This window comes from Marinobacter sp. MMG032 (assembly GCF_040112695.1).
In the GTDB taxonomy this organism is placed as follows: Bacteria; Pseudomonadota; Gammaproteobacteria; order Pseudomonadales; family Oleiphilaceae; genus Marinobacter; species Marinobacter salsuginis.
Window position 1 is genome coordinate 2,696,502 of sequence record NZ_CP157802.1, and the last position, 20,776, is coordinate 2,717,277.

At 58.7% G+C, this 20,776-nt stretch carries 20 protein-coding genes; 9 read left to right on the forward strand and 11 right to left on the reverse strand.

Going from position 1 to position 20,776, the window contains the following annotated elements; translation table 11 throughout:
* Nucleotides 1-123: 123 nt before the first annotated feature.
* The 3 genes from ilvD to ABNF92_RS12315 all read left to right on the forward strand — a co-directional run bounded on the left by ilvD (nt 124) and on the right by ABNF92_RS12315 (nt 3,351).
* Entirely contained in the window at nt 124-1,812 is a 1,689-nt protein-coding gene (gene ilvD, locus ABNF92_RS12305) for a dihydroxy-acid dehydratase (RefSeq protein WP_349342297.1), read from the forward strand.
* 89 nt (nt 1,813-1,901) lie between these two features.
* Nucleotides 1,902-2,852 (forward strand): D-alanyl-D-alanine endopeptidase, encoded by a 951-nt coding sequence (gene pbpG, locus ABNF92_RS12310; RefSeq protein WP_349342298.1) that lies wholly within the window; start codon nt 1,902-1,904, stop codon nt 2,850-2,852.
* 19 nt (nt 2,853-2,871) lie between these two features.
* Complete coding sequence (locus ABNF92_RS12315; RefSeq protein WP_136629875.1) at nt 2,872-3,351, forward strand: asparaginase domain-containing protein; 480 nt, start codon at nt 2,872-2,874, stop codon at nt 3,349-3,351.
* A 3-nt stretch (nt 3,352-3,354) separates the two neighbouring features.
* Here ABNF92_RS12315 and rsuA read toward each other — a convergent pair whose 3' ends face one another.
* The 3 genes from rsuA to ABNF92_RS12330 form a co-directional block, all read right to left on the reverse strand.
* Nucleotides 3,355-4,047 (reverse strand): 16S rRNA pseudouridine(516) synthase RsuA, encoded by a 693-nt coding sequence (rsuA, locus tag ABNF92_RS12320; protein WP_349344086.1) that lies wholly within the window; start codon nt 4,045-4,047, stop codon nt 3,355-3,357.
* A 5-nt stretch (nt 4,048-4,052) separates the two neighbouring features.
* Nucleotides 4,053-5,081, reverse strand: coding sequence for a metal-dependent hydrolase (locus tag ABNF92_RS12325; RefSeq protein WP_349342299.1), 1,029 nt, complete (start codon nt 5,079-5,081; stop codon nt 4,053-4,055).
* A 62-nt stretch (nt 5,082-5,143) separates the two neighbouring features.
* Complete coding sequence (locus tag ABNF92_RS12330; protein ID WP_349342300.1) at nt 5,144-6,394, reverse strand: lytic murein transglycosylase; 1,251 nt, start codon at nt 6,392-6,394, stop codon at nt 5,144-5,146.
* A gap of 226 nt (nt 6,395-6,620) precedes the next feature.
* On the opposite strand from ABNF92_RS12330, the gene ABNF92_RS12335 reads away from it, so the two are divergent.
* Nucleotides 6,621-7,499, forward strand: coding sequence for a response regulator (locus ABNF92_RS12335; RefSeq protein WP_349342301.1), 879 nt, complete (start codon nt 6,621-6,623; stop codon nt 7,497-7,499).
* Here ABNF92_RS12335 and phoR read toward each other — a convergent pair.
* The 5 genes from phoR to ABNF92_RS12360 form a co-directional block, all read right to left on the reverse strand.
* Nucleotides 7,496-8,815 (reverse strand): phosphate regulon sensor histidine kinase PhoR, encoded by a 1,320-nt coding sequence (gene phoR, locus ABNF92_RS12340; RefSeq protein WP_069182154.1) that lies wholly within the window; start codon nt 8,813-8,815, stop codon nt 7,496-7,498. The two genes, ABNF92_RS12335 and phoR, sit on opposite strands and share 4 nt — an antisense overlap.
* Before the next feature lie 53 nt (nt 8,816-8,868).
* Nucleotides 8,869-9,561: a phosphate regulon transcriptional regulator PhoB gene (gene phoB / locus ABNF92_RS12345; protein WP_069182153.1), complete on the reverse strand. Its 693-nt coding sequence runs from the start codon at nt 9,559-9,561 to the stop codon at nt 8,869-8,871.
* 76 nt (nt 9,562-9,637) lie between these two features.
* A complete protein-coding gene (ubiA, locus tag ABNF92_RS12350; RefSeq protein WP_136629879.1) occupies nt 9,638-10,525 on the reverse strand; it encodes a 4-hydroxybenzoate octaprenyltransferase in 888 nt (295 codons plus the stop codon).
* A gap of 69 nt (nt 10,526-10,594) precedes the next feature.
* Nucleotides 10,595-11,158: a chorismate lyase gene (locus ABNF92_RS12355; protein ID WP_209399701.1), complete on the reverse strand. Its 564-nt coding sequence runs from the start codon at nt 11,156-11,158 to the stop codon at nt 10,595-10,597.
* On the reverse strand, nt 11,139-11,696 hold the full coding sequence (locus ABNF92_RS12360) for a hypoxanthine-guanine phosphoribosyltransferase (RefSeq protein WP_069182150.1): 558 nt from the start codon (nt 11,694-11,696) through the stop codon (nt 11,139-11,141). Before ABNF92_RS12360 ends, ABNF92_RS12355 begins: the two co-directional genes overlap by 20 nt.
* A gap of 266 nt (nt 11,697-11,962) precedes the next feature.
* Here ABNF92_RS12360 and ABNF92_RS12365 point away from each other — a divergent pair, with 266 nt between their 5' ends.
* The 3 genes from ABNF92_RS12365 to ABNF92_RS12375 all read left to right on the forward strand — a co-directional run bounded on the left by ABNF92_RS12365 (nt 11,963) and on the right by ABNF92_RS12375 (nt 14,336).
* The gene (locus tag ABNF92_RS12365) at nt 11,963-12,130 is read left to right on the forward strand and encodes a rubredoxin (protein ID WP_048496576.1); all 168 of its coding nucleotides are present in this window, start codon (nt 11,963-11,965) and stop codon (nt 12,128-12,130) included.
* A gap of 60 nt (nt 12,131-12,190) precedes the next feature.
* On the forward strand, nt 12,191-13,345 hold the full coding sequence (locus ABNF92_RS12370) for an FAD-dependent oxidoreductase (protein WP_349342302.1): 1,155 nt from the start codon (nt 12,191-12,193) through the stop codon (nt 13,343-13,345).
* Nucleotides 13,346-13,478: 133 nt separating this feature from the next.
* Nucleotides 13,479-14,336 (forward strand): acyl-CoA thioesterase II, encoded by an 858-nt coding sequence (locus tag ABNF92_RS12375; RefSeq protein ID WP_349342303.1) that lies wholly within the window; start codon nt 13,479-13,481, stop codon nt 14,334-14,336.
* A gap of 4 nt (nt 14,337-14,340) precedes the next feature.
* On the opposite strand, the gene ABNF92_RS12380 is transcribed toward ABNF92_RS12375, so the two are convergent.
* The 3 genes from ABNF92_RS12380 to ABNF92_RS12390 all read right to left on the reverse strand — a co-directional run bounded on the left by ABNF92_RS12380 (nt 14,341) and on the right by ABNF92_RS12390 (nt 18,631).
* A complete protein-coding gene (locus ABNF92_RS12380; protein WP_222465526.1) occupies nt 14,341-16,899 on the reverse strand; it encodes an EAL domain-containing protein in 2,559 nt (852 codons plus the stop codon).
* Nucleotides 16,900-17,001: 102 nt separating this feature from the next.
* The gene (locus ABNF92_RS12385) at nt 17,002-17,448 is read right to left on the reverse strand and encodes a flavodoxin (RefSeq protein ID WP_069182146.1); all 447 of its coding nucleotides are present in this window, start codon (nt 17,446-17,448) and stop codon (nt 17,002-17,004) included.
* A 79-nt stretch (nt 17,449-17,527) separates the two neighbouring features.
* Entirely contained in the window at nt 17,528-18,631 is a 1,104-nt protein-coding gene (locus ABNF92_RS12390; protein WP_069182145.1) for a GGDEF domain-containing protein, read from the reverse strand.
* Nucleotides 18,632-18,839: 208 nt separating this feature from the next.
* On the opposite strand from ABNF92_RS12390, the gene ABNF92_RS12395 reads away from it, so the two are divergent.
* Both ABNF92_RS12395 and ABNF92_RS12400 read left to right on the forward strand, forming a co-directional pair.
* The gene (locus tag ABNF92_RS12395; protein ID WP_349342304.1) at nt 18,840-20,399 is read left to right on the forward strand and encodes an inorganic phosphate transporter; all 1,560 of its coding nucleotides are present in this window, start codon (nt 18,840-18,842) and stop codon (nt 20,397-20,399) included.
* 89 nt (nt 20,400-20,488) lie between these two features.
* Nucleotides 20,489-20,755 carry a hypothetical protein gene (locus ABNF92_RS12400; RefSeq protein ID WP_069182143.1) on the forward strand — a complete coding sequence of 89 codons (267 nt, stop codon included), beginning with the start codon at nt 20,489-20,491 and terminating at the stop codon, nt 20,753-20,755.
* The last annotated feature ends 21 nt before the right edge of the window (nt 20,756-20,776 follow it).

The following is a 20,776-nucleotide window of genomic DNA, read 5'->3' on the forward strand; positions in this document are numbered from 1 at the left end:
TGCCATTGATGCAGGTCAGTCGAAACTGCATCTTTCTGCGGGCAGGCTTGCTCGCCCGCCCGTTGCCGAATGCGATGGTTTCTGAGAGTCTGGTCGGACAAGGCATCTGAAAAGGAGACTCCCATGACGCAAGACAAGAACCAGGACAAGCGCCGTAAATATTCGGCTCCGGTGGTTGATGGCATTGGCAAATCCGCCAGCCGCGCCATGCTTCGGGCCGTCGGGTTTACCGATGAGGATTTCAAAAAGCCCCAGATCGGTATTGCGTCTACGTGGAGTAACCTTACGCCCTGCAACATGCACATCAATCAGCTGGCGGAAGAGTCTGCTGCCGGCGCCGATGAGGCAGGCGGCAAGTCGCTGATCTTCAATACCATCACGATATCGGACGGCATTGCCAACGGTACCGAGGGTATGAAGTATTCCCTGGTGTCCCGGGAGGTGATCGCCGATTCCATCGAGACGGTGGCAGGTTGCGAGGGCTTCGATGGCCTGGTGGCTATCGGTGGCTGTGACAAGAACATGCCCGGTTGCATGATGGGGTTGGCGCGCCTGAACCGGCCATCAGTGTTTGTCTACGGCGGCACGATCATGCCCGGCGAGAACCATACCGATATCATCTCCGTGTTTGAGGCCGTGGGTGCCCATGCCCGTGGCGACCTGGATCTGATCGAGGTCAAGCAGATCGAGGAAACCGCGATACCGGGGCCAGGCTCCTGTGGTGGCATGTACACAGCCAACACCATGGCATCGGCCATCGAAGCCATGGGCATGAGCCTGCCGGGAAGTTCGGCGCAGAATGCCGTATCAGATACAAAGGCCGCGGATTGTCGTGGTGCCGGTGCCGCAGTGCTGAATCTGCTGGAGAAAGACATTAAACCCAGTGACATCATGACCCGCAAAGCCTTCGAAAACGCCATCACCGTGGTGATTGCCCTGGGCGGTTCCACCAATGCGGTACTGCACCTGCTGGCCATGGCCAGTACGATCGGTGTGGATCTGGAACTGGAGGATTTTGTCGAGATTGGCAAGCGGGTGCCGGTGCTGGCGGATCTTCGCCCGAGTGGCCACTACATGATGTCGGAGCTGGTGGCCATTGGCGGCATTCAGCCGCTTATGAAGATGCTGCTCGATCATGGGCTGCTGCATGGGGACTGCCTGACTGTAACCGGCCAGACCATTGCGGAAAACCTGGCCGACGTGGCGCCCTATCCGGAGGGACAGGACATCATTCATGCCTTTGATAATCCGATCAAGGCGGACAGTCATTTACGGATCCTGTTCGGGAACCTGGCGCCAACCGGGGCAGTGGCGAAGATTACCGGCAAGGAAGGTACTCACTTTACCGGCCGTGCCCGGGTATTCCATTCGGAAGAAGAGGCCCAGGAGCGGATTCTCGACGGCACGGTGGTGGCCGGCGATGTGTTGGTTATCCGTTATGAAGGCCCCAAAGGTGGACCGGGCATGCGGGAGATGCTGAGCCCAACCTCCGCCATCATGGGCAAGGGCCTGGGTAGCGACGTGGCGTTGATAACCGATGGCCGCTTTTCCGGCGGCAGCCACGGGTTCGTGGTTGGTCATATTACGCCGGAAGCGGCCGAGGGCGGCCCCATCGCGCTGGTTGAGGATGGCGACACCATTACCATTGATGCCGTCAGCAACCGGATTGAACTGGATGTCTCGAATGAAGAGCTGGAGCGTCGGCGCAAGGCATGGGAGGCGCCCAAGCCCCGCTTCATTCGCGGTGTACTGGCAAAATATTCGCGCACCGTGGGTTCCGCATCCAATGGGGCCATTACCGATCTGCCATGATGCGATGGTAACCGGCAATCGCTGCTATAATCCGCTGCTGGCGAGGCAGTAAGTGCCCGGACAGGAAATAAGAGAAGAGGCGTTGAGGCATGGGTATCCGGAGTTTGACCATTGGCTGGTTGTTTTTGCTTGCGCTGCTGCCCGGAGTGTCCCAGGCGCATCAGCAGGAGACATCGGTCAACCCACCAGCATCGTCGCCGGACGCTGGCCCTAACCTGGCATCGGTGAATGCGGCGGTCGCGGTGGCCGGCGATAACGAACTCATTTTCGGCAAGAATGCGGACCGATCCGTACCCATTGCCTCGGTCACCAAGGTCATGACCGCCCTGGTTGTCCTGGAATCCGGAGAGCCGCTGGATGAGTGGCTGGTTTTCCGGGAGCGGCACACGCCCGCCGCCGCGAATGCTTACAGTCGGATCCGTATCGACTCGGAGATGCGTCGTAAAGATGTATTGCGCATAGCACTGATGTCCTCTGAAAATTTTGCCGCCTACACCCTGGCCCGCAGCCACCCCGGTGGATTCGATGCCTTTATCGAGGCGATGAACGCCAAGGCCTTGGCCCTGGGCATGACCGGCACCCGGTTTGTCGATCCGACCGGACTGTCGTCCGAGAATCTTTCAACCGCTGCGGACCTTGTGAAGCTGGTAAACGCCGCGGCTGAATATCCGGAAATCCGGGAATACTCCACCACCGGTTACTTCCGTGGCCAGTTCCGCCAGCCCCGTTACAGCCTGTCGTTTGGTAACACCAACGCCCTGGTTCATCGCGACAGCTGGGGTGTGGGATTGAGCAAGACTGGCTACCTCTCCGAGGCCGGGCGTTGTCTGGTCATGATCTCGAAGATGAACGGGAAAGAGGTTGTGACCGTTTTGCTGGATTCGTTGGGTACGCGCTCGCCCATGGGCGATGCCGGGCGCATCAAGCGCTGGCTCGATACCGGAGCCCGGGGTTCGGTGGCTGCGGCGGCCAGACGCTATGAACAGGAAAAGAACGCGGCCTATGCGACCGCAGGTAACAGCACGGTCAGTGTGAACTGATCCTGAAAGGAACTCCGCCATGATCCAGATCTTCACGACCGGTGGCACCATCGACAAGGTGTACTTCGATGCCAACAGCGAGTTCGAGGTGGGGCACAGCATGCTGCCGGAGCTGCTGTCGGAATCCAACATCCACGAGGGCTATCGCCTGCGGGAACTGCTGCGCAAGGACAGCCTGGAAATGACCGATGAGGACCGCCAACTGGTGCTGGCGGCGGCGACGGAATGTGACTGTGACCGGATCGTGATCACCCACGGCACTGATACCATGGCCGATACGGCCGCAGTGTTGGCCCGCCTCAAGGACAAGACCATTGTATTGACCGGCGCCATGCAGCCGGCCCGCATGCGTCGAACCGATGCCGTATTCAATATCGGGTTTGCCTGGGCCGCAGTGCAGTTGTTGCCACCGGGAGTCTATATCGCGATGAATGGCGAGGTGTTCGAGGCCGGAGCCGTGCGCAAGAACCTGAAGGCGCAGCGTTTCGAGCGCACCTGAATGTCACGCCAGGCTGTCTTTTTCCTCTGGGGTCAGTTCCCGGTATTCACCCGGTCCTAACGCTGTATCCAGTTCAACCTTCCCGATCCTCAGTCGATGCAGCGCGTCGACGTGGTTGCCAACCGCTGCCAGCATACGCTTGACCTGATGGTAGCGCCCTTCCGAAATCGTGAGCTCGATGATTCGTTCTTCCAGAACCTTTACCCCGGCCGGTCGCGTTGGCTTCGGGTCGTTGTGCAACTCCACCCCACGCTCCAGTTGTTGTGCCGCTGCGTCGGTCAGCGGTTCGCTCAGCGTTACCCGGTAGGTTTTGGGGCAATCGGTTCGTGGTGAGGTGACCCGATGGGACCACTTGCCATCAGTGGTCAGCAGCAGCAAGCCGGTGGTGTCTGCGTCCAAGCGGCCGGCGATGTGCAGGTTCCGGGTGATATCTGAAGGCAACAGGTCGAGTGCCGTTGGGTGGTCACTGTCGGTTGTTGCGCTCACCACCCCTGCTGGCTTGTTCATCATCAGGTAGCGCTCTCCCGGCAGGTTCAGGAGTTTGCCGGACAATGCGACCCGTTCATGGCCCGCCAACCGGGTATTGGCGCCCTTACAGATCTGTTCATTGACAGTTACCTCACCTCGGCTAATAGCCCGTTTGGCGTCTTTTCGGGAGAGTTCGGTACTGGTGGCAATAAACTGGTCGAGTCGCATGCGATTCAACAGCGCTGTCCCGGTGCTGGCGAGCTCAGGCTGGCCAGGCAAAGCACCGGGGTTTCTCCCGTCATCCGGGACCAGAGCAGCCCCAGGGCTTCGGTGTTCACATCGGGTCGGGGAGTCCGGAAGCTTGCCGTCGGGTCGATACCGCTGCCATTCCGGGTTGCCAGAACAAAGGTAAAGGGGTGCGCGCCGGGAATTCCCAGCCGGATGTCGGTGGCCATGATGCGGTCACCAACCTGGTCGTAATCGAGGAAGCCACGGGTGAACCATTCCAGGCGCTGGGCCTCGGGCAGATCCGACACTGCCTCCTGCAGATCCGGGCGGCGCGGAAAATATTCAAGATTCAAAGGGGTATCGCCGTCCAGAAAGCCGGTAACAATCTCTACCCGCTGGGCACCCTGCAGAGCCGTGGCGCGCCACAACAGGGTGTTGAAAGGCATCGGTTGAACCAGAAGGTCGGGGTTTTCCAGCCCGGCTTCCGCGAGCGCGGGTTGCACCCTTTGGGTAATGACCTGTTGCGCAATCAAGCTCCAGCCAAGGTAGAGGGTGGAGACGGCCAGCCCGGCGATGACCGCCGATTTGGCCGGCGGCCGGGCCAGGAAAAACAGGCAGCCTGCCAGCAGGGGCAGGGTATAGAGCGGGTCGATGATAAAAATGCTGCTGATGGCCACCGGCGGGCCGATGGGCCAGAACAGCTGGGTGCCGTAGGTGGTAAAGGAGTCCAGCAGTGGGTGCGTGATCAGGATCAGGCCAGTCAGCGCGAGCCATCGCTGGAAACTCAGCTGCGGTTTCCAGCGCCAGAGCAGCCAGGCAAGCACCACCGCCAGAGGGGCGAGAATGAACAGTGAGTGGCTGAATCCCCGATGCTGGGTAAAATTAGCCACCGCTGTTCCGTAGTCGATGACCACATCCAGATCCGGCAGGGTGCCCAGAACGGCGCCTGTCAGCAACACCGAGCGGCCAAGGGTCTTGCCGGCTACGGCGCCGGCCAGGGAGGCGCCCAGGGCAGCCTGCGTTATGGAGTCCATATCAGATCAGTCTCGCGTCAAGAAAGGTACCTGCAGTAGTAGGCCCAAGGCGCTCCCGTGGATCACTGGCCTGCCGGTATTCCCAGCTGCGCCAGAACCGCTTCTCCCGGATAGCCATCGGCCACCAGGTCGTTGGCACTCTGAAACTGACGAATGGCAGACCGGGTTGCCGGGCCCATGATGCCATCGGGCTTGCCGGGCTCATAGCCACGTTTCTGAAGGGCTTTTTGCAGGCTGATGATATTGTCGCGGGACAGCGCTGGAGCATCCACGGGCGGTGGGTTCTGCAACTTGCCGGCACCGGCAATCCTGTCCGCCAGATGACCAACGGCAATGGCGTAGAACTCGGAGCGGTTCCAGCCCATGATCACGCGAAAGTTGTCATAGGCAAGGAACGCCGGGCCGCGGTGTCCTGCGGGTACCACCAGGGCGGCATCAATCGGTTCGCGGGCCAGCGCATTGCCAAAGGCATCGGTGATCCCCATTTCCCGCCATTCGTTCAGTGGCAGGCGACGCCCATCTGCCAGGGAATAGTCGAAGTTCTCTGGCAGCAACACCTCACGCCCCCAGCGATAGTCGCCATTCCAGTTCATCGATTCCAGGAATCTGCCGGCCGACATCATCGCATCCGGAAGGCTGTTCCAGAGATCCCTCCGGCCATCGCCGTCGGCATCCACCGCGTGTTTCAGGAAGACGGTGGGCATGAACTGGACATGGCCCATGGCGCCGGCCCAGGAGCCTTCCATCTGGTCGGCCGGAATGGCGCCCTCGTCGATAATGCGCAGGGCGGCGATCAGCTGCTCGGTGAAGAAGGTGCTGCGGCGCGGATCGCAGGCCAGTGTTGTCAGGGAGCTGGGCACCGGCATCTTGCCGAAATAGCTGCCGAAGTTGGTTTCCAGGCCCCAGAAGGCTACCAGATACGGCGCAGGCACGCCGGTTTCCCGGGTGACTCTGGTCAGAAGCTCCTGGTGTTCCTGCAGAAGCTCACGGCCCTTGCTGACCCGGGCGTCGTTCACGCGCCGGTTCAGGTAATCAGCAAATGTGGTGGTGAACTCCGGTTGACGCCGATCCAGCTCGATCACCCGGGCCAGGTGCTTGACCTCGGACATCACCTCTCTGGCGGTCTTGCTGCTGACGCCGGCAGTAATGGCCTGCTCCTGAAGCCGTGCTTTGCATTCAGCAAAGCCTGCCGGCACGGAATAAGCGCCGTCCTGGGCGAGAACGGGCAGTGACAGGAAAGAGAGAAAACCGGAAAACAACAAGCCGCGGGTCAGGCAGCCCTGGCGAAGAATCCTTGCAGGTCTGGTCAGCACACAAAACCTCTATCAGGCTGATGGTGGAATGATCCTGAGCCCATGTTAGCGCGTTTTCCAGCCGGAGAAACACTGTCCGGGGCCCGGTGGAGTGACAATTCTTTAACCTGCGGGTTCCCGGACTCTGTTGATTGTCGTCTTTTTGTTGCCGGCAGGTTTCTGGCGCGAGTCTTTGTTCTATAGTTGGACCATAGATTCGGGTTGTAGCTAGGGGAAGGTCTGAACCATGGCAATGCTGAAAGCGCTGGTCGTTGATGATGCCAGCTTTGTACGTGATCTGGTTAAACGAACCGTGCGCCAGCGTTTTCCGGTGATTGAGACAACCGATGCCCAGAATGGCCGTCGGGCCCAGTCGCTGATGTCGCGGACGGCGTTTGACCTGATCCTGTGCGATTGGGAGATGCCGGAAATGTCGGGACTGGAGTTGTTGCAGTGGATGCGCCAGCAGCCGCAATACGAAAACGTCCCGTTTATCATGATCACCAGTCGCGGCGACAAGGATCACGTAATTGAAGCGGTCAAGGGGGGCGTTTCCGAATACCTGGGCAAGCCGTTCAGTCCCGAGGGCTTGAGCAAAAAGATCATCAAGGTGATGGGCCGCAAACTGAAAGACGCCATGGATCGCAGTGGCAAGTCCATGGCCAGTCCGGCCGATGCGTTCAAGGAGTCGGCCAATCTGCTCACGCGCAAGCCGGACACCGTGGCGGATAGCCAAGCTGCTGCATCTTCTTCGTCACCTGCGCAGGCAGCCCCTGCCGCAACGCCCAAACAGACCCCGTCCCGCGGTTCCATGAGCATGGCTTCGGTACGCTTTGCGGAAAGCACCCTGAAATCGGTGGTCAAGGATATCAACCTGACCGAGGTGCGGGTGATTGCCAAGCGGGATCAGGTGTTTCCGGGCATTCTCGATCAGGCGGTGGTCGATATCGATACCGGCGAAGGCCAGATGGCCCGCCTCAATGGTTACGTGCACCAGTTGCAGGCGGTGGATAAACGCCAGGACACGGATTTTGTCAGCGTCACCATCCGTTTTGTCGATGAAGACCCGAAAAAGCTTGAGGACTTATCGAGGTTTGTCGCCCGTTTCCGTGCGGGTATGCGCTAGCCTTCCGCACTCTCCGGGATGCGTTCGACCAGTCGTTCCCGGGGGAAATGGCAGATAAATTCACTGCCCTCGCCAATCCGGCTGCGAATTTCCAGGTTGCCATCGTGGTTGAGCAATACGTGTTTGACGATTGCCAGGCCAAGGCCAGTGCCGCCGGTATCCTTATGACGGCTGGGATCGGCCCGGTAGAAGCGTTCCGTCAGGCGAGGTATGTGAACCGGATCAATGCCGATGCCGGTGTCCTTCACGGACAGGTGAGCGCCTTCCCGGTTTGTCGACCAGGATACGCTGATCTGGCCGTTTGCAGGTGTGTACTTCACGGCATTGAAAATCAGATTCGAAAACGCACTGCGTAGCTGGCTTTCATCGCCTTTGAGCAACCGGTGGTCGCCGATATGCACGGAAATCTCGTGCTGTTTTTCGCCACTGAGTGCCCGGGCGTCATGGCAGATCTGAGTCAGCAGTTGGTCCACGTCCGTGAGCGTGTCGTTCACCGTCTGTTCCCCGGTTTCGATCCGCGATAGCAGGATCAGGTCAGTTATCAGGGCTTCCATTCGGGATGACTGGGCGGCCATGGTGTTGATGGCGCGGCGCCACTTCGGGGGCAGGTCTTCAGCGTTGTCCACCAGGGTTTCCAGGTAACCACTGATGACGGTCAGAGGCGTGCGCATCTCGTGGGAAACGTTACCGACGAAGTCCCGGCGCATCTGTTCGAGCTGGTACAGGCGGGTTACATCCTTGGCGACGATCAGGCGATCGTCATCACCGAACAGGCTGATCTGAATTTGCAGGTGGATGTGAGGCTTGGCCGGCGAATGTATTTCCAGGGGGTCCCGGTAATCGCGCGAATCGAAGTAGGTCTTGAACGCTGGCGTGCGGATCAGATTATGGATGTACTGCCCCTGGTCGGTATTTCGCCTAAAGCCCAGCAGGTATTCCGCGGAGCCGTTCCACCATTCCATGGCTCCCCGGGAGTCAGTCATGATCACACCATCGCGCATGGCGTTGGTGGACTCCTGCACCCGGTTTATCTGGGCTCTCAACCGGTCCTGGGTTCTCAGGTGGGTCTGATGCAGTTTGTGGAGATTGTCGAAGATGTCGCCCCAGAGCCCGATACTCTGGGGTGCTTCGTCGGTGGCGCTGGGGTTGGTCAGCCACTGGTAAAGGCGCCGGGCCTGAAGCAGCGTCCACCACAGGTAGACAATCAGACCAAAGGTCAGGCCGTAGACAGGCTCTCCGAAGTAAAGGCCAACCAGGGTGGAGCCAATCAGGCCCCCGATAATGTAGCGCAGGTATCGCGACCAGTTGTGCTGCATCAAAAACTGCCTTGTGTCCGTTCCGGGGCCGATGCTCAGCTGGCCGGAGTTACTTACGCGGCTCTGGTCGAGAAACGATAGCCGGTTCCCCGTACCGTCTGGATCAGGTGGTCGTACTTGTCGCCAAGCGCCTTGCGGAGCCGGCGGATGTGAACATCGACTGTCCGTTCCTCAACGTAGACGTTGCCACCCCAGACCTGGTCCAGTAGCTGGGAGCGAGTATATACCCGTTCCTGGTGGGTCATGAAGAACTGTAGCAGTCTGTATTCGGTGGGGCCCATGGTAAGGGCACCCTCCTGGGTGGTGACGCGATGACCGACCGGGTCCAGGGTCAGGCCCTCCACTTCAATCGGGCTGTCTACGCCCGGTGGCGTTGCACGACGCAGGACCGCTTTCAGACGGGCAACCAGTTCCCGGGGGCTGAAGGGTTTGGTGATGTAATCGTCGGCACCCACCTCCAGACCCTGGATCTTGTTGTCTTCCTCAACCTTGGCGGTGAGCATGATAATGGGAATATCGGCCGTCGCTTCCTCTTTCTTCAGGCGACGTGCCAGTTCCACGCCACTGGTGCCGGGTAGCATCCAGTCGAGGAGCACGAGATCCGGTTGTTTGTCGACAATCAGGGCATGGGCTTCCCGGGCATCCTCTGCCTCCAGATAGTCATAATCTGCCATTTCGAGGGCCACGGCGATCATCTCGCGAATCGGTGCCTCGTCATCGACGATCAGGACAGTTTTTCCATTCATGGGCGTTAACCTGTGTCAGACCTTGATTTGTTGCTGCCTCATTACAACGCTCAAGTGTTACAAGTATATGACAGGTTCAGTTGACCATGAGATCAATCACCAGGCCCACAAAAACCGCAAAGCCGGCCCAGTTATTATTGAGAAACGCCTTGAAACAGCCCTCACGTTCCCGTTCCCGCGCCAGGTACTGGTGGTACACGAACAGGCAGGCCATGGCCACAACACCCAGGTAATAGAAAGTGCCCAGTTCAGCGCGGTGGCCTACCATGATCAGTATCAGCACCACCATGCCCTGCAGCATGGCAATGATCGCTTTATCGGCATCGCCAAACAGGATGGCCGTGGATTTGATGCCCACTTTCAGGTCGTCGTCCCGGTCCACCATGGCATACAGGGTGTCGTAGGCAACGGTCCAGAGCACGTTGGCCGTGAACAGGAGCCAGGTGAGCTGGCTCAGCTCCCCCGCTTCCGCCGCCCAGGCCATGGGAATGGCCCAGGAAAAAGCTGCGCCGAGGAATAGCTGGGGTAAATGGGTGTAGCGCTTCATGAACGGGTAGATAAACGCCAGCAGCGCACCGCCGAAGGAGAGATACAGAGTCAGCGGGTTGGTGAACAGAACCACCATCAGGAAGGAAACCAGGCACAAGCCGGCGAACAGCGCTACCGCTTCCCAGGGTTTGACCCGGCCGGCGGTCAGGGGGCGATCCTTGGTGCGTTTGACGTGCTTGTCCCAGTCCCGGTCGGCGAAATCGTTGATGGCGCAGCCGGCCGCACGCATGAAGAAGACGCCCAGGGTGAACACAATAACGTTGCCAAGCCCAGGGCTACCATCACCGGCCAGCCAGAGCGCCCAGTAGGTTGGCCACAGCAGGAGCAGGGTGCCGATCGGGCGGTCGATTCTCAGCAGGCTGGCATAATCGGCCAACCGGCGCTGGATAGGTTCTGGCACAACATCAGGCAGCATGGCGGGCGTCCGTCTGGTGTTCTGGGAATTGAATGAGAACAGCGATTATAGCCAGTCGCAGGAGGCAGGTTAAAGCGTGCTCCGCTGAAACAGGGCTGGCAGCAGGTATTCACCAACCAGCAGGGAGCTGTTGTGGCCGCTGAACAGGGAGCGACGGGCCAGTTCCGGCTGGCCGGGCAGTGCCGGGTTGCAGAGCCCGGTTTCCAGTGGTCCCCGTTGCCAATGGGGGCTTGTGAACAGGTAGGCGCCCAACGGCCGGTTTCCCAGGTGCAGCAGTCGTCGGCCCTCACCTTCCAGGCAGTTCAGGGGAATGACCGTTCTGGCCAAAACCCAGGGCTGGTTATCACCACACAGGCTGACTTCCCGTATCCACGCGAACTGCCGGTGTGGAATGCCAAGATGTCGGGCCTCTTCCTGTGTGGGCGTTGCAAAACCCTCGCGGCGGACCTCAACGTGAAAGGAGCGGCTGCATTGTTTTTGCAGGGCCCGGGTAAATGAGCCCTCCACCTGCAGCCAGTACCGGGCGGGCCCATGAACTTTCGGGTTTCGGAGGCCGGCAGCCGTCAGCGATTGGTACCAGTCCGTCGGAGGTATGGTCAGGCGGCTGTCGATGTCAGAGTCCCTTGACAGCATAGATGCCGGGCGCGTTACGCCAGTAGCCCTTGTAGTCCATGCCGTAGCCGAACAGGAAGCGGTCTTCCACTTCCAGGCCGGTGAAATCGGCTTTCAGATCCGGGCGGGCTTTGCGGTCGTGTTGCTTGTCGACAAGAACCGCCGTGAGTACTTCACGGGCGCCGTGGGCGCGGCAGTAGTCGGCGATGGCGCACAGGGTGGTGCCCTCATCAAGAATGTCATCGACAATCAGGATGGTACGGCCGTTCATGTCGGCCTCGGGCTGTAACTTCCACTCAAGGATGCCGCCTGTGGTTTCCTGACGATAACGGGTGGCGTGCAGGTATTCGGCCTGGACCGGAAACCGGAGTCTGGGAAGCAGTTGTCCGGTAAGGATAAGTCCGCCATTCATCACACAGAATAGCAGGGGGTTGCTGTCTTTCAGGCGGGCGGTAATATCGTCGGCCAGGTTGCCGATTGCAGTCTGTACCTGCTGTTCATCGACCAGGCAGTCGGCCTCGGCCATTACCTGGTTCATTTCGGCGACGGTATCGGTCATATCGGTCGGTCCTGTCGTAAAACCGGCGATTATACCGGAGAGGGGCGGCAGAAGGGAGGGGCGGCTTCTGTTGTCAGATCTGTAATTGTGGCTATTGGCAGAAAACCCCCGGCGGGGCCGTCGGTATTGGCATTGGTCAATTCCGGAGCGATGGGTATGATGGCCTGATTCGACAGTTGTTCGTATCTGTTATGCGAACTAAACACTTGCGTGCATGATTGTCCGACAATTATTATTGCGCCCGACTGATTTTTTGGAGAAAACCTATGAAGAAGTGGCAGTGCGTGGTTTGTGGCCTGATTTACGATGAGGCCGAGGGCTGGCCCGAGGACGGCATTGAGCCTGGTACCAAGTGGGAAGATGTACCGGAAGACTGGGTCTGTCCCGATTGCGGTGTCGGTAAGGAAGACTTCGAGATGATCGAGATCAGCTGATCTTGACCGGCGCGCGGCAGGTGAAATCTGCCAGGGTTCGTTAAATACAGGAATGCGGTTATGACTGAACAGGCCCCCATCATCATCGTTGGTACCGGGTTGTCCGGCTATTCGCTGGCACGGGAAATCCGCAAGCAGGACAAGGAGTCACCGGTTCTGATGGTGACCGCCGACGATGGCGTGAGTTATTCAAAGCCCATGTTGTCCACCGGCTTTACCAAGGGGAAGGATGCTGACGGGCTGGCCCAGGGCGCGACCGACGCCATGGCAGAGCAGTTGAACGTCCGGATCCGCACCTTTGCCACGGTTACCGGCATTGATACCGACGCCCACGAACTGATTCTCGGTGATGAACGCCTTGCCTACCGCAAGCTGGTCCTCGCCTGGGGTGCCGATGTAATCCGGCTTAGCCTCGACGGGGATGCTCAGGAGCATGTGTTCTCTATCAATGACCTGATGGATTATCGCGCCTTCCGGGAAGCCCTGGGCGAGGGTAAGCGGGTGGCGATCATGGGGGCCGGTCTGATCGGTTGTGAGTTTGCCAACGACCTTCGCAACGGCGGTTATGACGTTGAGGTAATTGCACCCTCCGAGGAGGTGATGCCCGGATTGCTACCGGAGGCTGCGGCCAGCGCTGTCCAGCAGGAGCTGGAGAATCTGGGGGTTGGCTTTCACCTGGGTACCGTGGTTGAACGGGTGGACCGCCAGGGTAATGGTGTCAGTCTTACCCTGGCCAATGGCGAAGTTCTCGAGGCAGATCTGGTACTGTCCGCCGTCGGCCTGCGTCCCAGGACCGATCTGGCCCGGGCTGCCGGGCTCGAGACGTCCCGTGGCATCGTCGTTAATCGCGCTCTGGAGACCTCGGCACCGGATGTCTACGCACTCGGTGACTGCGCCGAAGTGGACGGACACGTCCTGCTGTATGTGTTGCCGCTGATGGCCTGTTCCCGGGCGCTTGCCAAAACGCTGCTGGGTGAGCGCACTGAAGTGAGCTACGGCACCATGCCGGTGATGATCAAAACCCCCTGTTGTCCCACGGCGGTTTGCCCGCCACCCTCGGAGGCCGAGGGCAGCTGGGAGGTGGAGCAGGATGGCACCAGCGTCAAGGCACTGTTCAAGAGCCCCGGTGGCGATGTCCTTGGATTTGCGGTGACCGGCAGCTTTGCCATGGAAAAGCAGGCCCTCTCGAAGGAAGTGCCACCGATACACGGCTGACTCTCCCGTTCCATGCGACAGCCCCGCTCCCACGGGGCTGTTTTATAATGACCGATCACGGCTTTCCGTTGCGAAATTTCGCCGCTTGCGGTAGAAAACTCCTTCGTGTGCTAACGAAATCACAGGAGCAGGCATGCTTGAGGTAACCAAGAGACTGGTGGAGTTGCTGGATCTCTCGCCCATCGGTGACGATCATTTCCAGGGTGACAGTGAGGATCTGGGCTTTCCCAACGTGTTTGGCGGCCAGGTGCTTGGCCAGGCGTTGATGGCGGCCAGCCGGACGGTCGAAGGTCGCCTGTGTCACTCCCTCCATGCCTATTTTCTGCGCCCTGGTAACCAGAGCATGCCCATCGACTACGAGGTCCAGCGCGTCCGCGATGGTGGCAGTTTCTCGGTACGTCGGGTGATTGCCCGTCAGGATGGCAAGGAAATCCTGACCGGGTCGATGTCCTTTCAGGTGGCCGAGGAGGGTTTCGAGCATCAGCTGACCATGCCGGATGCGCCGGACCCGGAAACACTGCGCTCGGAACAGGAGTGGGGCGAACTGCTGGCCCCCCAGGTGCCGGAAAAAATGCGGCCGATCCTGACCCGCGACCGCCCGATCGAGATTCGGCCGGTGAACCCGGTCAACCCCCTGAAGCCGGAGAAGCGCCCGCCCCATAAACAGAGCTGGTTCCGCGCACAGGGGTATCTTCCCGACGATCCCGTGCTGCACCGCTGCCTGCTGACCTATGCATCGGATTTCCAGTTTCTCGGCACTTCACTGAACCCACACGGCCTGACCTTCATGAGTAAGGGACTGCAGGTGGCCAGCCTGGATCACGCCATCTGGTTCCACCGGGATTTCCGCATGGACGAATGGCTGCTGTACGACAAGGACAGCCCCAGCGCGTCGGCCGGGCGGGGTTTCAATCGCGGTAATTTCTTCAATCAGGAGGGGGTGCTGGTGGCATCCACCACCCAGGAAGCACTGATCCGGCAGAGGTCCTAGCCAGTCACCCCAGCTTGCGCCGCTCGGGCTGTTGTTGACTGCGCTCCAGCCACTCCAACAGTTCATCAAACGGCAGCGGCGGCGTCAGCAGGTAGCCCTGGATCATGTCGCAGCCCATGTCCCGGAGCAGATTGGCTGTGACGTCATCCTCCACGCCTTCTGCCACCACCTGGTAGCCCAGGCTGTGGCACATTTCGATGGTGGTCTGGACAATCACACGGTCTTCCGCCTCGGTGGTGAGCTCGGTAACCAGTGAGCGATCGATCTTGATCTCGCTTGCGGGCAACTGCTTGATATAGGACAGGGAGGAATACCCGGAGCCGAAATCATCGATTGATACCGGGATACCCGTGGCGCTCAGAGAGTTGAGGGCTTTCAGGGAGTTGCCCGGGTCCTGCATCATGGAGGTTTCGGTTACCTCGAAAATAATGGCGCCCTGATGGCTGTGATAGCTGTTCATCAAACGTTGAACGAAAATGGGAAAGTCCGGTTCTCGCAGGTTGTTGGGCGAGATGTTGATGGATATGTTCATAGGCCAGCCACGATCCAGCAACCGTGAACGCAGCTCCAGTGATTGCTCGAGTACCCACCGGGTCAGCGGTTTGATCAGGCCCGTCTGTTCCGCAAGGGTAATTATCTCATCGGCGCGGATCGGTTTCGCCCGGCCAGGCCAGCGAATCAGAACTTCAACTCCGACAATCCGACCTGTCTTCAGGCTCTGCTTGGGCTGCATGAACAGGACAAGCTCGTTGGTGTTCAGGGCGTGTCGCAGCTCCGACACCATGGTCAGCCGGTCGGCACTGTAAGAGTCTTTTTTGGACTTGTAATAGGCAATACCGCGCTCTAACGCGGAATCCGAGCCTTCGGCGATGACGGCACGGCGTATCAGGGTGTTGGCATCCGTGCCGTGTTCAGGAAAGATGGCCACCCCAAGCCTTGGGTCCAGGGGAATCTGCATGCCCAGATAGTCTATCGGGTAGCGTATGCCTTCCAGAGCCTTGAGAATGGCCCTGGGCACGGCGCCTGTGGCATCGGCGTCGACAATGAACGCAAAGGTCTGAGGATCCAGTGATGCCAGGTAAAAATTGCGCTGGTCACTCTGTTCCACCGGCAGGGTGCCCGGAAGCTCCCGCGCCACGGCATTGTAATGCTTGGATGCCAGTTCCAGAATCCGGTCACTGTTGCGATGCCCCAGGGTTTTGGTAACCGACTGCAAGTTGTTCAGGTGGATGACCGCAATGCCATAGCGTCGCTCCGGGCTGCGAATCATCAGATCATTCAGCATCATCTCCAGACTGCCCCGGTTGGGAAGGCCTGTGAGGGGGTTGTGCAATGCATGATCCATCAGCTTCAGCTCTGCTGACCGACGTGCCGCCAGAGCCTTCAGTTCCGCTTCCCGCGCCTCGACCTTGTCCTGCCGTTCCTGATAAAGCCGTGCCGCCAGGGCCAGGGTTAGCAGAATGGCTTCCAGTGCCGATCCGATCTGCATACCGTAAGTGGTCACAAAATTGTTGGGCAGCAAACCGTATTTGTTAGCCGCCGTAATCGCGCTGCCCAGAGTCAATGCGGCCCAGGCCACGGTGTAATAGCCGGCCTGCGGGTTGCCCTTCCACCATTGCACCGGCCCCAGCACAGTGAGCAGCAGACAACTGGGTATTGCCAGGGCTACGGTCAGGCGACTGCCGGTGCTGTAGTCCAGGAAGAATGTCATAAGCCCAACTACTGCATTCACGGAAACCATGAACACTACGAGCCGGTTCAGAACGGGGCCGGTGGCTTCAAGCTTCAGGAACGAACGGGAAAAAATGAGCGTGAACAGCAGAGAGAAGGGCACCGCCAGCAACATGATCTGATTCTGTAGGGCGGGGCTGTGGGGCCAGAGAAACTGAAAGGTAGTCCCGTTCAGGCTGCCAATCAGCAGGAGGTAGCCCAGTGTTGAAAGAACGTAGAGAAGGTATACCGGCTCTCGTAGAGCGGCAAAAATAAACAGATTGAAGAAAATGACGGTGATCAGGATGCCGTAATAGACCGCATGCATCTGGTCTTCCGTGGATGAGTGCTCGAAAAACGCCTGGGCGTTCCAGAGTCGCACCGGAATCTGCATGGCACCGTCTGTGCGCACCTCAAGCAATATCTCATACTCGCTGGCAATGCTCTGTTCAAAAGGGAACAGGAAATGACGGTGCAGTATCGGGCGCTGGTCAAAGGGAACGTGATCGCCGGTTTCCACGCGCTGTGCGATCCGATCGTTCTCAAGCAGGAAAAAGGTCAGCTCGTCCAGTTGTGAGTAACGAACTTCCAGCAGATTGATCGTCGCAGGGTGGCCCACCGGAAACCGGAGCCAGACGATGTCCTGGATATAGCCAAAATTCGGGCTTTCTTCCTCGAGCGTTTGCCAGTCGTCGGAAGCCAGGGCTTCACTGGCTGTGAGCTTGTTATCGGTGGCGGTGCGCAGATACTCGATCTGCGGAACATAGGAAACCTCAGCCCCGAGGGATGGGGCGGCCAGACCCGATAACAGCAGAAGCGTTATCAGTAAACGAAGCCAGTAAATGGATGCCACGTCGTACCGTTTAATTGTCGTTGTCCAGACGAGTATGGCGTGTCGCCTTTGGCGGCTCAAGTCACCGGCGGGTCCTGTTTGGCAAATTTTTGTAGCTGTGGCTCATACCTGCTCCAGCCATGACCGGACCCAGGGCAGTGCTTCGGTTTCCGGTTCCATGGTTTCGAGTGCATCAATCCGAAGCGTGTCTCCAACCTTGCGGGCGGCAGTCTCGTACAGAGCTTCCTCAATCAGGTCGCCGGCGCCACAGAAGGTATCACCGTAAGAGCTGTCGCCCAGCACGATAATGCCAAACGGCCGGCCTGGCTGCTGGGGCAGTTGATCCCGAAGGTCCAGGTAGAAGGGCAACAGGTTCGCCGGCAGTTCGCCCTGCCCGGTTGTGGAGGTGCACACCAGAAGTGGATCATCGTTCGAGGTGATGTCATCCAGCGCCGGATTTTCCAGCACGGTCACGTGGTGCCCCTCTTTTTCCAGCTCCTTTTTGATGGTTCTGGCCGTCAGGAGTGCGCCACCGTAGACGCTGCCTACCAGGATTCTGAGTGATGTCATAGGTTACCTGTTCGCTGCCATGGAAATGACGTTACGGTTGTTCAGTGGCGCACGATCATAGCGGTAGTAATTTGCTGCCTCAAGGCGAGAGACTGGCGGAGGTCCCGCTTTCCTGGCTTCGAACCCGCGGTGCTATCTGGTTGCGCCCGGCTTCCTTGGCGTTATAGAGGTTCAGGTCGGCCTGCTTGAGCAGATCGTCGAGGGAGCGGGCCTTGGCAATGGAGCAGACACCGGCACTGATGGTCACCGGCAAGGCCTGATCACTGAACCGGAACGGATGGCGGGCAACCTGGGACCGTAATCGCTCAGCCAGCGTGAGGGCCTGGAGCAGGGAAGTGTCCGGCAACAAGACCAGAAACTCTTCACCTCCCCATCGGGCCGCGACATCCGCCTGGCGAATCACGGTTCGCATCAATGCGGCGAACTCCCGCAGGACATGGTCGCCAGCGTCGTGTCCGAATCGGTCGTTGATCTGTTTGAAAAGGTCCAGATCGATCAGGGCAATGGAAAAATGGTGGCCGGAACGCTGGTAACGGGAAAACTCCATGTTGAGGCGGTTCTGCATTTCACGGCGATTGGCCAGCCCGGTGAGCTCATCGGTGCGGGCGGCGTGCTCGTGGGTTTCGGCAAGGATCAGAAGTTCGTTACGTGCTTTCAGTCGGCTGGCCTCAAGGACGAAACAGAAAATCGATTCGAAGGTCAGGGCTGCAAAAAAACGGATCTTGAAATCCATACTGTATTCCGCGGAGACCAGGGGCAACCCCGGAAACTGGAAGACCACGACGGCAATCAGGTAACAGAACAGCAGAACGGCCGTGCCGGTTTTGAGATCGGTCAGATAAAACAGCAGAGGGGGGAAGACATAAAACCAGAGTGGCCCGGTGTTGCTCTCACCGCCGGAGGCGATCAGGTAGGTGAACAGCAGCCCCACAATCACGATCATCCCGGCTTTCTGGCGCGCACGGTTTCCGGTGCTGGCGAAGTACAGCATATTCAGCGCGATCAGGCCGATGAATGACCAGAGCACCCAGGCATGGGTCAAGTGCCCGGCAAACCAGGCCTTGGTTCCGATGCCAATAAGAAAAACGATAGCGGTTGCCGAGAGCCAGGTAAGCAGTCGCGAAACCTGGCCGTCTTCCCGCTCGCCGGCAGCCAGCTGTCCGGAGGAGGGTGAATGGGGCATGGGGACCTTATTTTGCTGTTTTTGTAATTTTGACGCTTATTTTTGAAATTATGAGTCAATTTAATGGGTTTTTGCACTCCAGTCTGTGATGTGTTTAGTCTGTGCGAATTGTGACCGTTTTATTTCATTTTCATGTCAAAAATTTTATAGTTGCCGCGCGACTGAGGTCGCCCCCAATCCTCACAGACTAAACGAGACCTGATCTGTTATGGCCCGTTCGAGCGGATACCTGGATACCCTTCTTACCAGCCCTACCACGGAACGATACAGGGTCGGCATCAGCCTGCTTTTTTTACTTGGCGTATGGTTGACTGTCGGATCATTCAGTCAGGGAATGCCCAGCAGTATGCTGCTGATGGCCGCTGCGGTCATTGGTGGATACATGGCTATCAATATCGGCGCCAATGACGTTGCCAATAACGTGGGCCCTGCCGTGGGCTCCGGGGCCTTGTCCCTGGGCGCGGCTGTCGTTATCGCCGCAATTTTTGAAGCCGGTGGTGCGATTATCGCCGGCGGTGACGTGGTGTCCACCATCAAGGGCGGCATCATTGATCCTTCCAATCTGGAAGAGAGCAGAGCGTTCGTTTGGCTAATGACCGCCGCCCTCCTGGCTGGCGCCCTATGGCTGAATCTGGCTACCTGGATGGGCGCGCCCGTGTCTACAACCCATTCCATTGTTGGTGGCGTTCTGGGTGCTGGTATCGCTGCTGGCGGCTGGGGCATTGCTGATTGGGCGGTGATGGGCAAGATTGCCGCCAGCTGGGTGATTTCCCCGGTTCTTGGTGGTGCGCTGGCGGCCCTCTTCCTGTTCGCGATCAAGAAGACCGTGCTTTATCGCAAGGAAGTCATTCCGGCTGCCCGCACGTTCGTGCCCTGGCTGGTCGCAATTATGGCGTGGGCTTTTGGCACCTATCTGATGATCAAGGGCGTCAAGAAGATCGTGAAAGTCGATTTTCTTGAGGCTACGCTCATCGGCCTTGCCGCGGCTGCCGTGGTCTTTTTCATCATGCGTACCCTGGTGGGGCGCATGGCATCGACCATGGAGAACAGTTCAGCAGGCGTGAATACCCTCTTCACTTGGCCTTTGATTTTTGCTGCGGCATTGCTGAGTTTTGCCCATGGCGCCAACGACGTTGCCAATGCCATTGGTCCGCTGGCGGCGATCAACGATGCCCTGTCCGCGAATTCTGTGGTGACTTCCGCCAGTATCCCGATGTGGGTGATGATGGTAGGCGCCCTGGGTCTGGCCGTTGGCCTGATGCTGTTTGGGCCGCGACTGATCAAGACTGTTGGCAGTGAGATCACCGAATTGGATAAGACCCGGGCCTTCTGTATTGCCCTGTCGGCAGCACTCACGGTGATTCTTGCGTCCCAGTTGGGCCTGCCGGTCAGCTCCACCCATATCGCAATCGGTGGCGTGTTCGGCGTTGGCTTCCTTCGCGAGTACCTGAAGTCCAACTATGCAACCCAGTTGCACAAGATCATGGAGCACCATGATCCGGCAGAGCAGGAGCGTCTCAAGCCTTTCCTGGATGATTTCCGCAATGCCTCGGTGGAGGAGATGGAGAATCTGCTGAAACAGGCGAAGAAGAAAAAGCAGGTACCCCTGTCCAAGTCGGAGCGCAAGCGCCTGAAGAAGATTTACCGCGAAGAGATGGTCAAGCGTTCGCACCTTGTGCGAATTGCTGCAGCCTGGATCATTACGGTGCCTGCATCTGCCATCATGGCGGCGACGCTGTTCTTTACGCTCCGGGGCTTGTTGATCTGACCGGGCTGGTTGTATAAACCGAGTTTGGTCATACTATCTTTAAAAAGGGGTGTTTCACCCCGCAAGCCTATTTGTCCATGGAGTGAAGTATGAGTTCATCCGTTGAGAGCCGTCAGGCGAAGATGATTGATGAGCTGAGGACCTTTATCAAGAAGGTTCTGAGCGATCCGACTATTGCCGTAAAATCCATGGAAATCGCTCGCAAGCATCGCGGTCAGCCGAATGCCGAGGAGCTGATTGCGCAGGAGATCAGTGCCAGCACCAACATCCGGATTCCGGAGAACTGGAGTGAAGCGGACAAGATGTTCCTGGATATCATCCACGATGTGCTGGATGATGAAGAGGCGCTTTACTGATCTAATCCAGGCTCTTGGCCT

What these genes read in the sequence shown, in the direction of transcription:
- ABNF92_RS12375 (WP_349342303.1), top strand. Translation starts at nt 13,479, where the DNA reads ATGCTTGAGGTAACCAAGAGACTGGTGGAGTTGCTGGATCTCTCGCCC.
- ABNF92_RS12385 (WP_069182146.1), bottom strand. Translation starts at nt 17,448, where the DNA reads ATGACATCACTCAGAATCCTGGTAGGCAGCGTCTACGGTGGCGCACTC.
- ABNF92_RS12315 (WP_136629875.1), top strand. Translation starts at nt 2,872, where the DNA reads ATGATCCAGATCTTCACGACCGGTGGCACCATCGACAAGGTGTACTTC.
- ABNF92_RS12400 (WP_069182143.1), top strand. Translation starts at nt 20,489, where the DNA reads ATGAGTTCATCCGTTGAGAGCCGTCAGGCGAAGATGATTGATGAGCTG.
- phoR (WP_069182154.1), bottom strand. Translation starts at nt 8,815, where the DNA reads ATGCAGCACAACTGGTCGCGATACCTGCGCTACATTATCGGGGGCCTG.
- ABNF92_RS12360 (WP_069182150.1), bottom strand. Translation starts at nt 11,696, where the DNA reads ATGACCGATACCGTCGCCGAAATGAACCAGGTAATGGCCGAGGCCGAC.
- ilvD (WP_349342297.1), top strand. Translation starts at nt 124, where the DNA reads ATGACGCAAGACAAGAACCAGGACAAGCGCCGTAAATATTCGGCTCCG.
- ABNF92_RS12325 (WP_349342299.1), bottom strand. Translation starts at nt 5,081, where the DNA reads ATGGACTCCATAACGCAGGCTGCCCTGGGCGCCTCCCTGGCCGGCGCC.
- ubiA (WP_136629879.1), bottom strand. Translation starts at nt 10,525, where the DNA reads ATGCTGCCTGATGTTGTGCCAGAACCTATCCAGCGCCGGTTGGCCGAT.
- phoB (WP_069182153.1), bottom strand. Translation starts at nt 9,561, where the DNA reads ATGAATGGAAAAACTGTCCTGATCGTCGATGACGAGGCACCGATTCGC.
- rsuA (WP_349344086.1), bottom strand. Translation starts at nt 4,047, where the DNA reads ATGCGACTCGACCAGTTTATTGCCACCAGTACCGAACTCTCCCGAAAA.
- ABNF92_RS12355 (WP_209399701.1), bottom strand. Translation starts at nt 11,158, where the DNA reads ATGCTGTCAAGGGACTCTGACATCGACAGCCGCCTGACCATACCTCCG.
- ABNF92_RS12390 (WP_069182145.1), bottom strand. Translation starts at nt 18,631, where the DNA reads ATGCCCCATTCACCCTCCTCCGGACAGCTGGCTGCCGGCGAGCGGGAA.
- pbpG (WP_349342298.1), top strand. Translation starts at nt 1,902, where the DNA reads ATGGGTATCCGGAGTTTGACCATTGGCTGGTTGTTTTTGCTTGCGCTG.
- ABNF92_RS12335 (WP_349342301.1), top strand. Translation starts at nt 6,621, where the DNA reads ATGGCAATGCTGAAAGCGCTGGTCGTTGATGATGCCAGCTTTGTACGT.
- ABNF92_RS12370 (WP_349342302.1), top strand. Translation starts at nt 12,191, where the DNA reads ATGACTGAACAGGCCCCCATCATCATCGTTGGTACCGGGTTGTCCGGC.
- ABNF92_RS12365 (WP_048496576.1), top strand. Translation starts at nt 11,963, where the DNA reads ATGAAGAAGTGGCAGTGCGTGGTTTGTGGCCTGATTTACGATGAGGCC.
- ABNF92_RS12395 (WP_349342304.1), top strand. Translation starts at nt 18,840, where the DNA reads ATGGCCCGTTCGAGCGGATACCTGGATACCCTTCTTACCAGCCCTACC.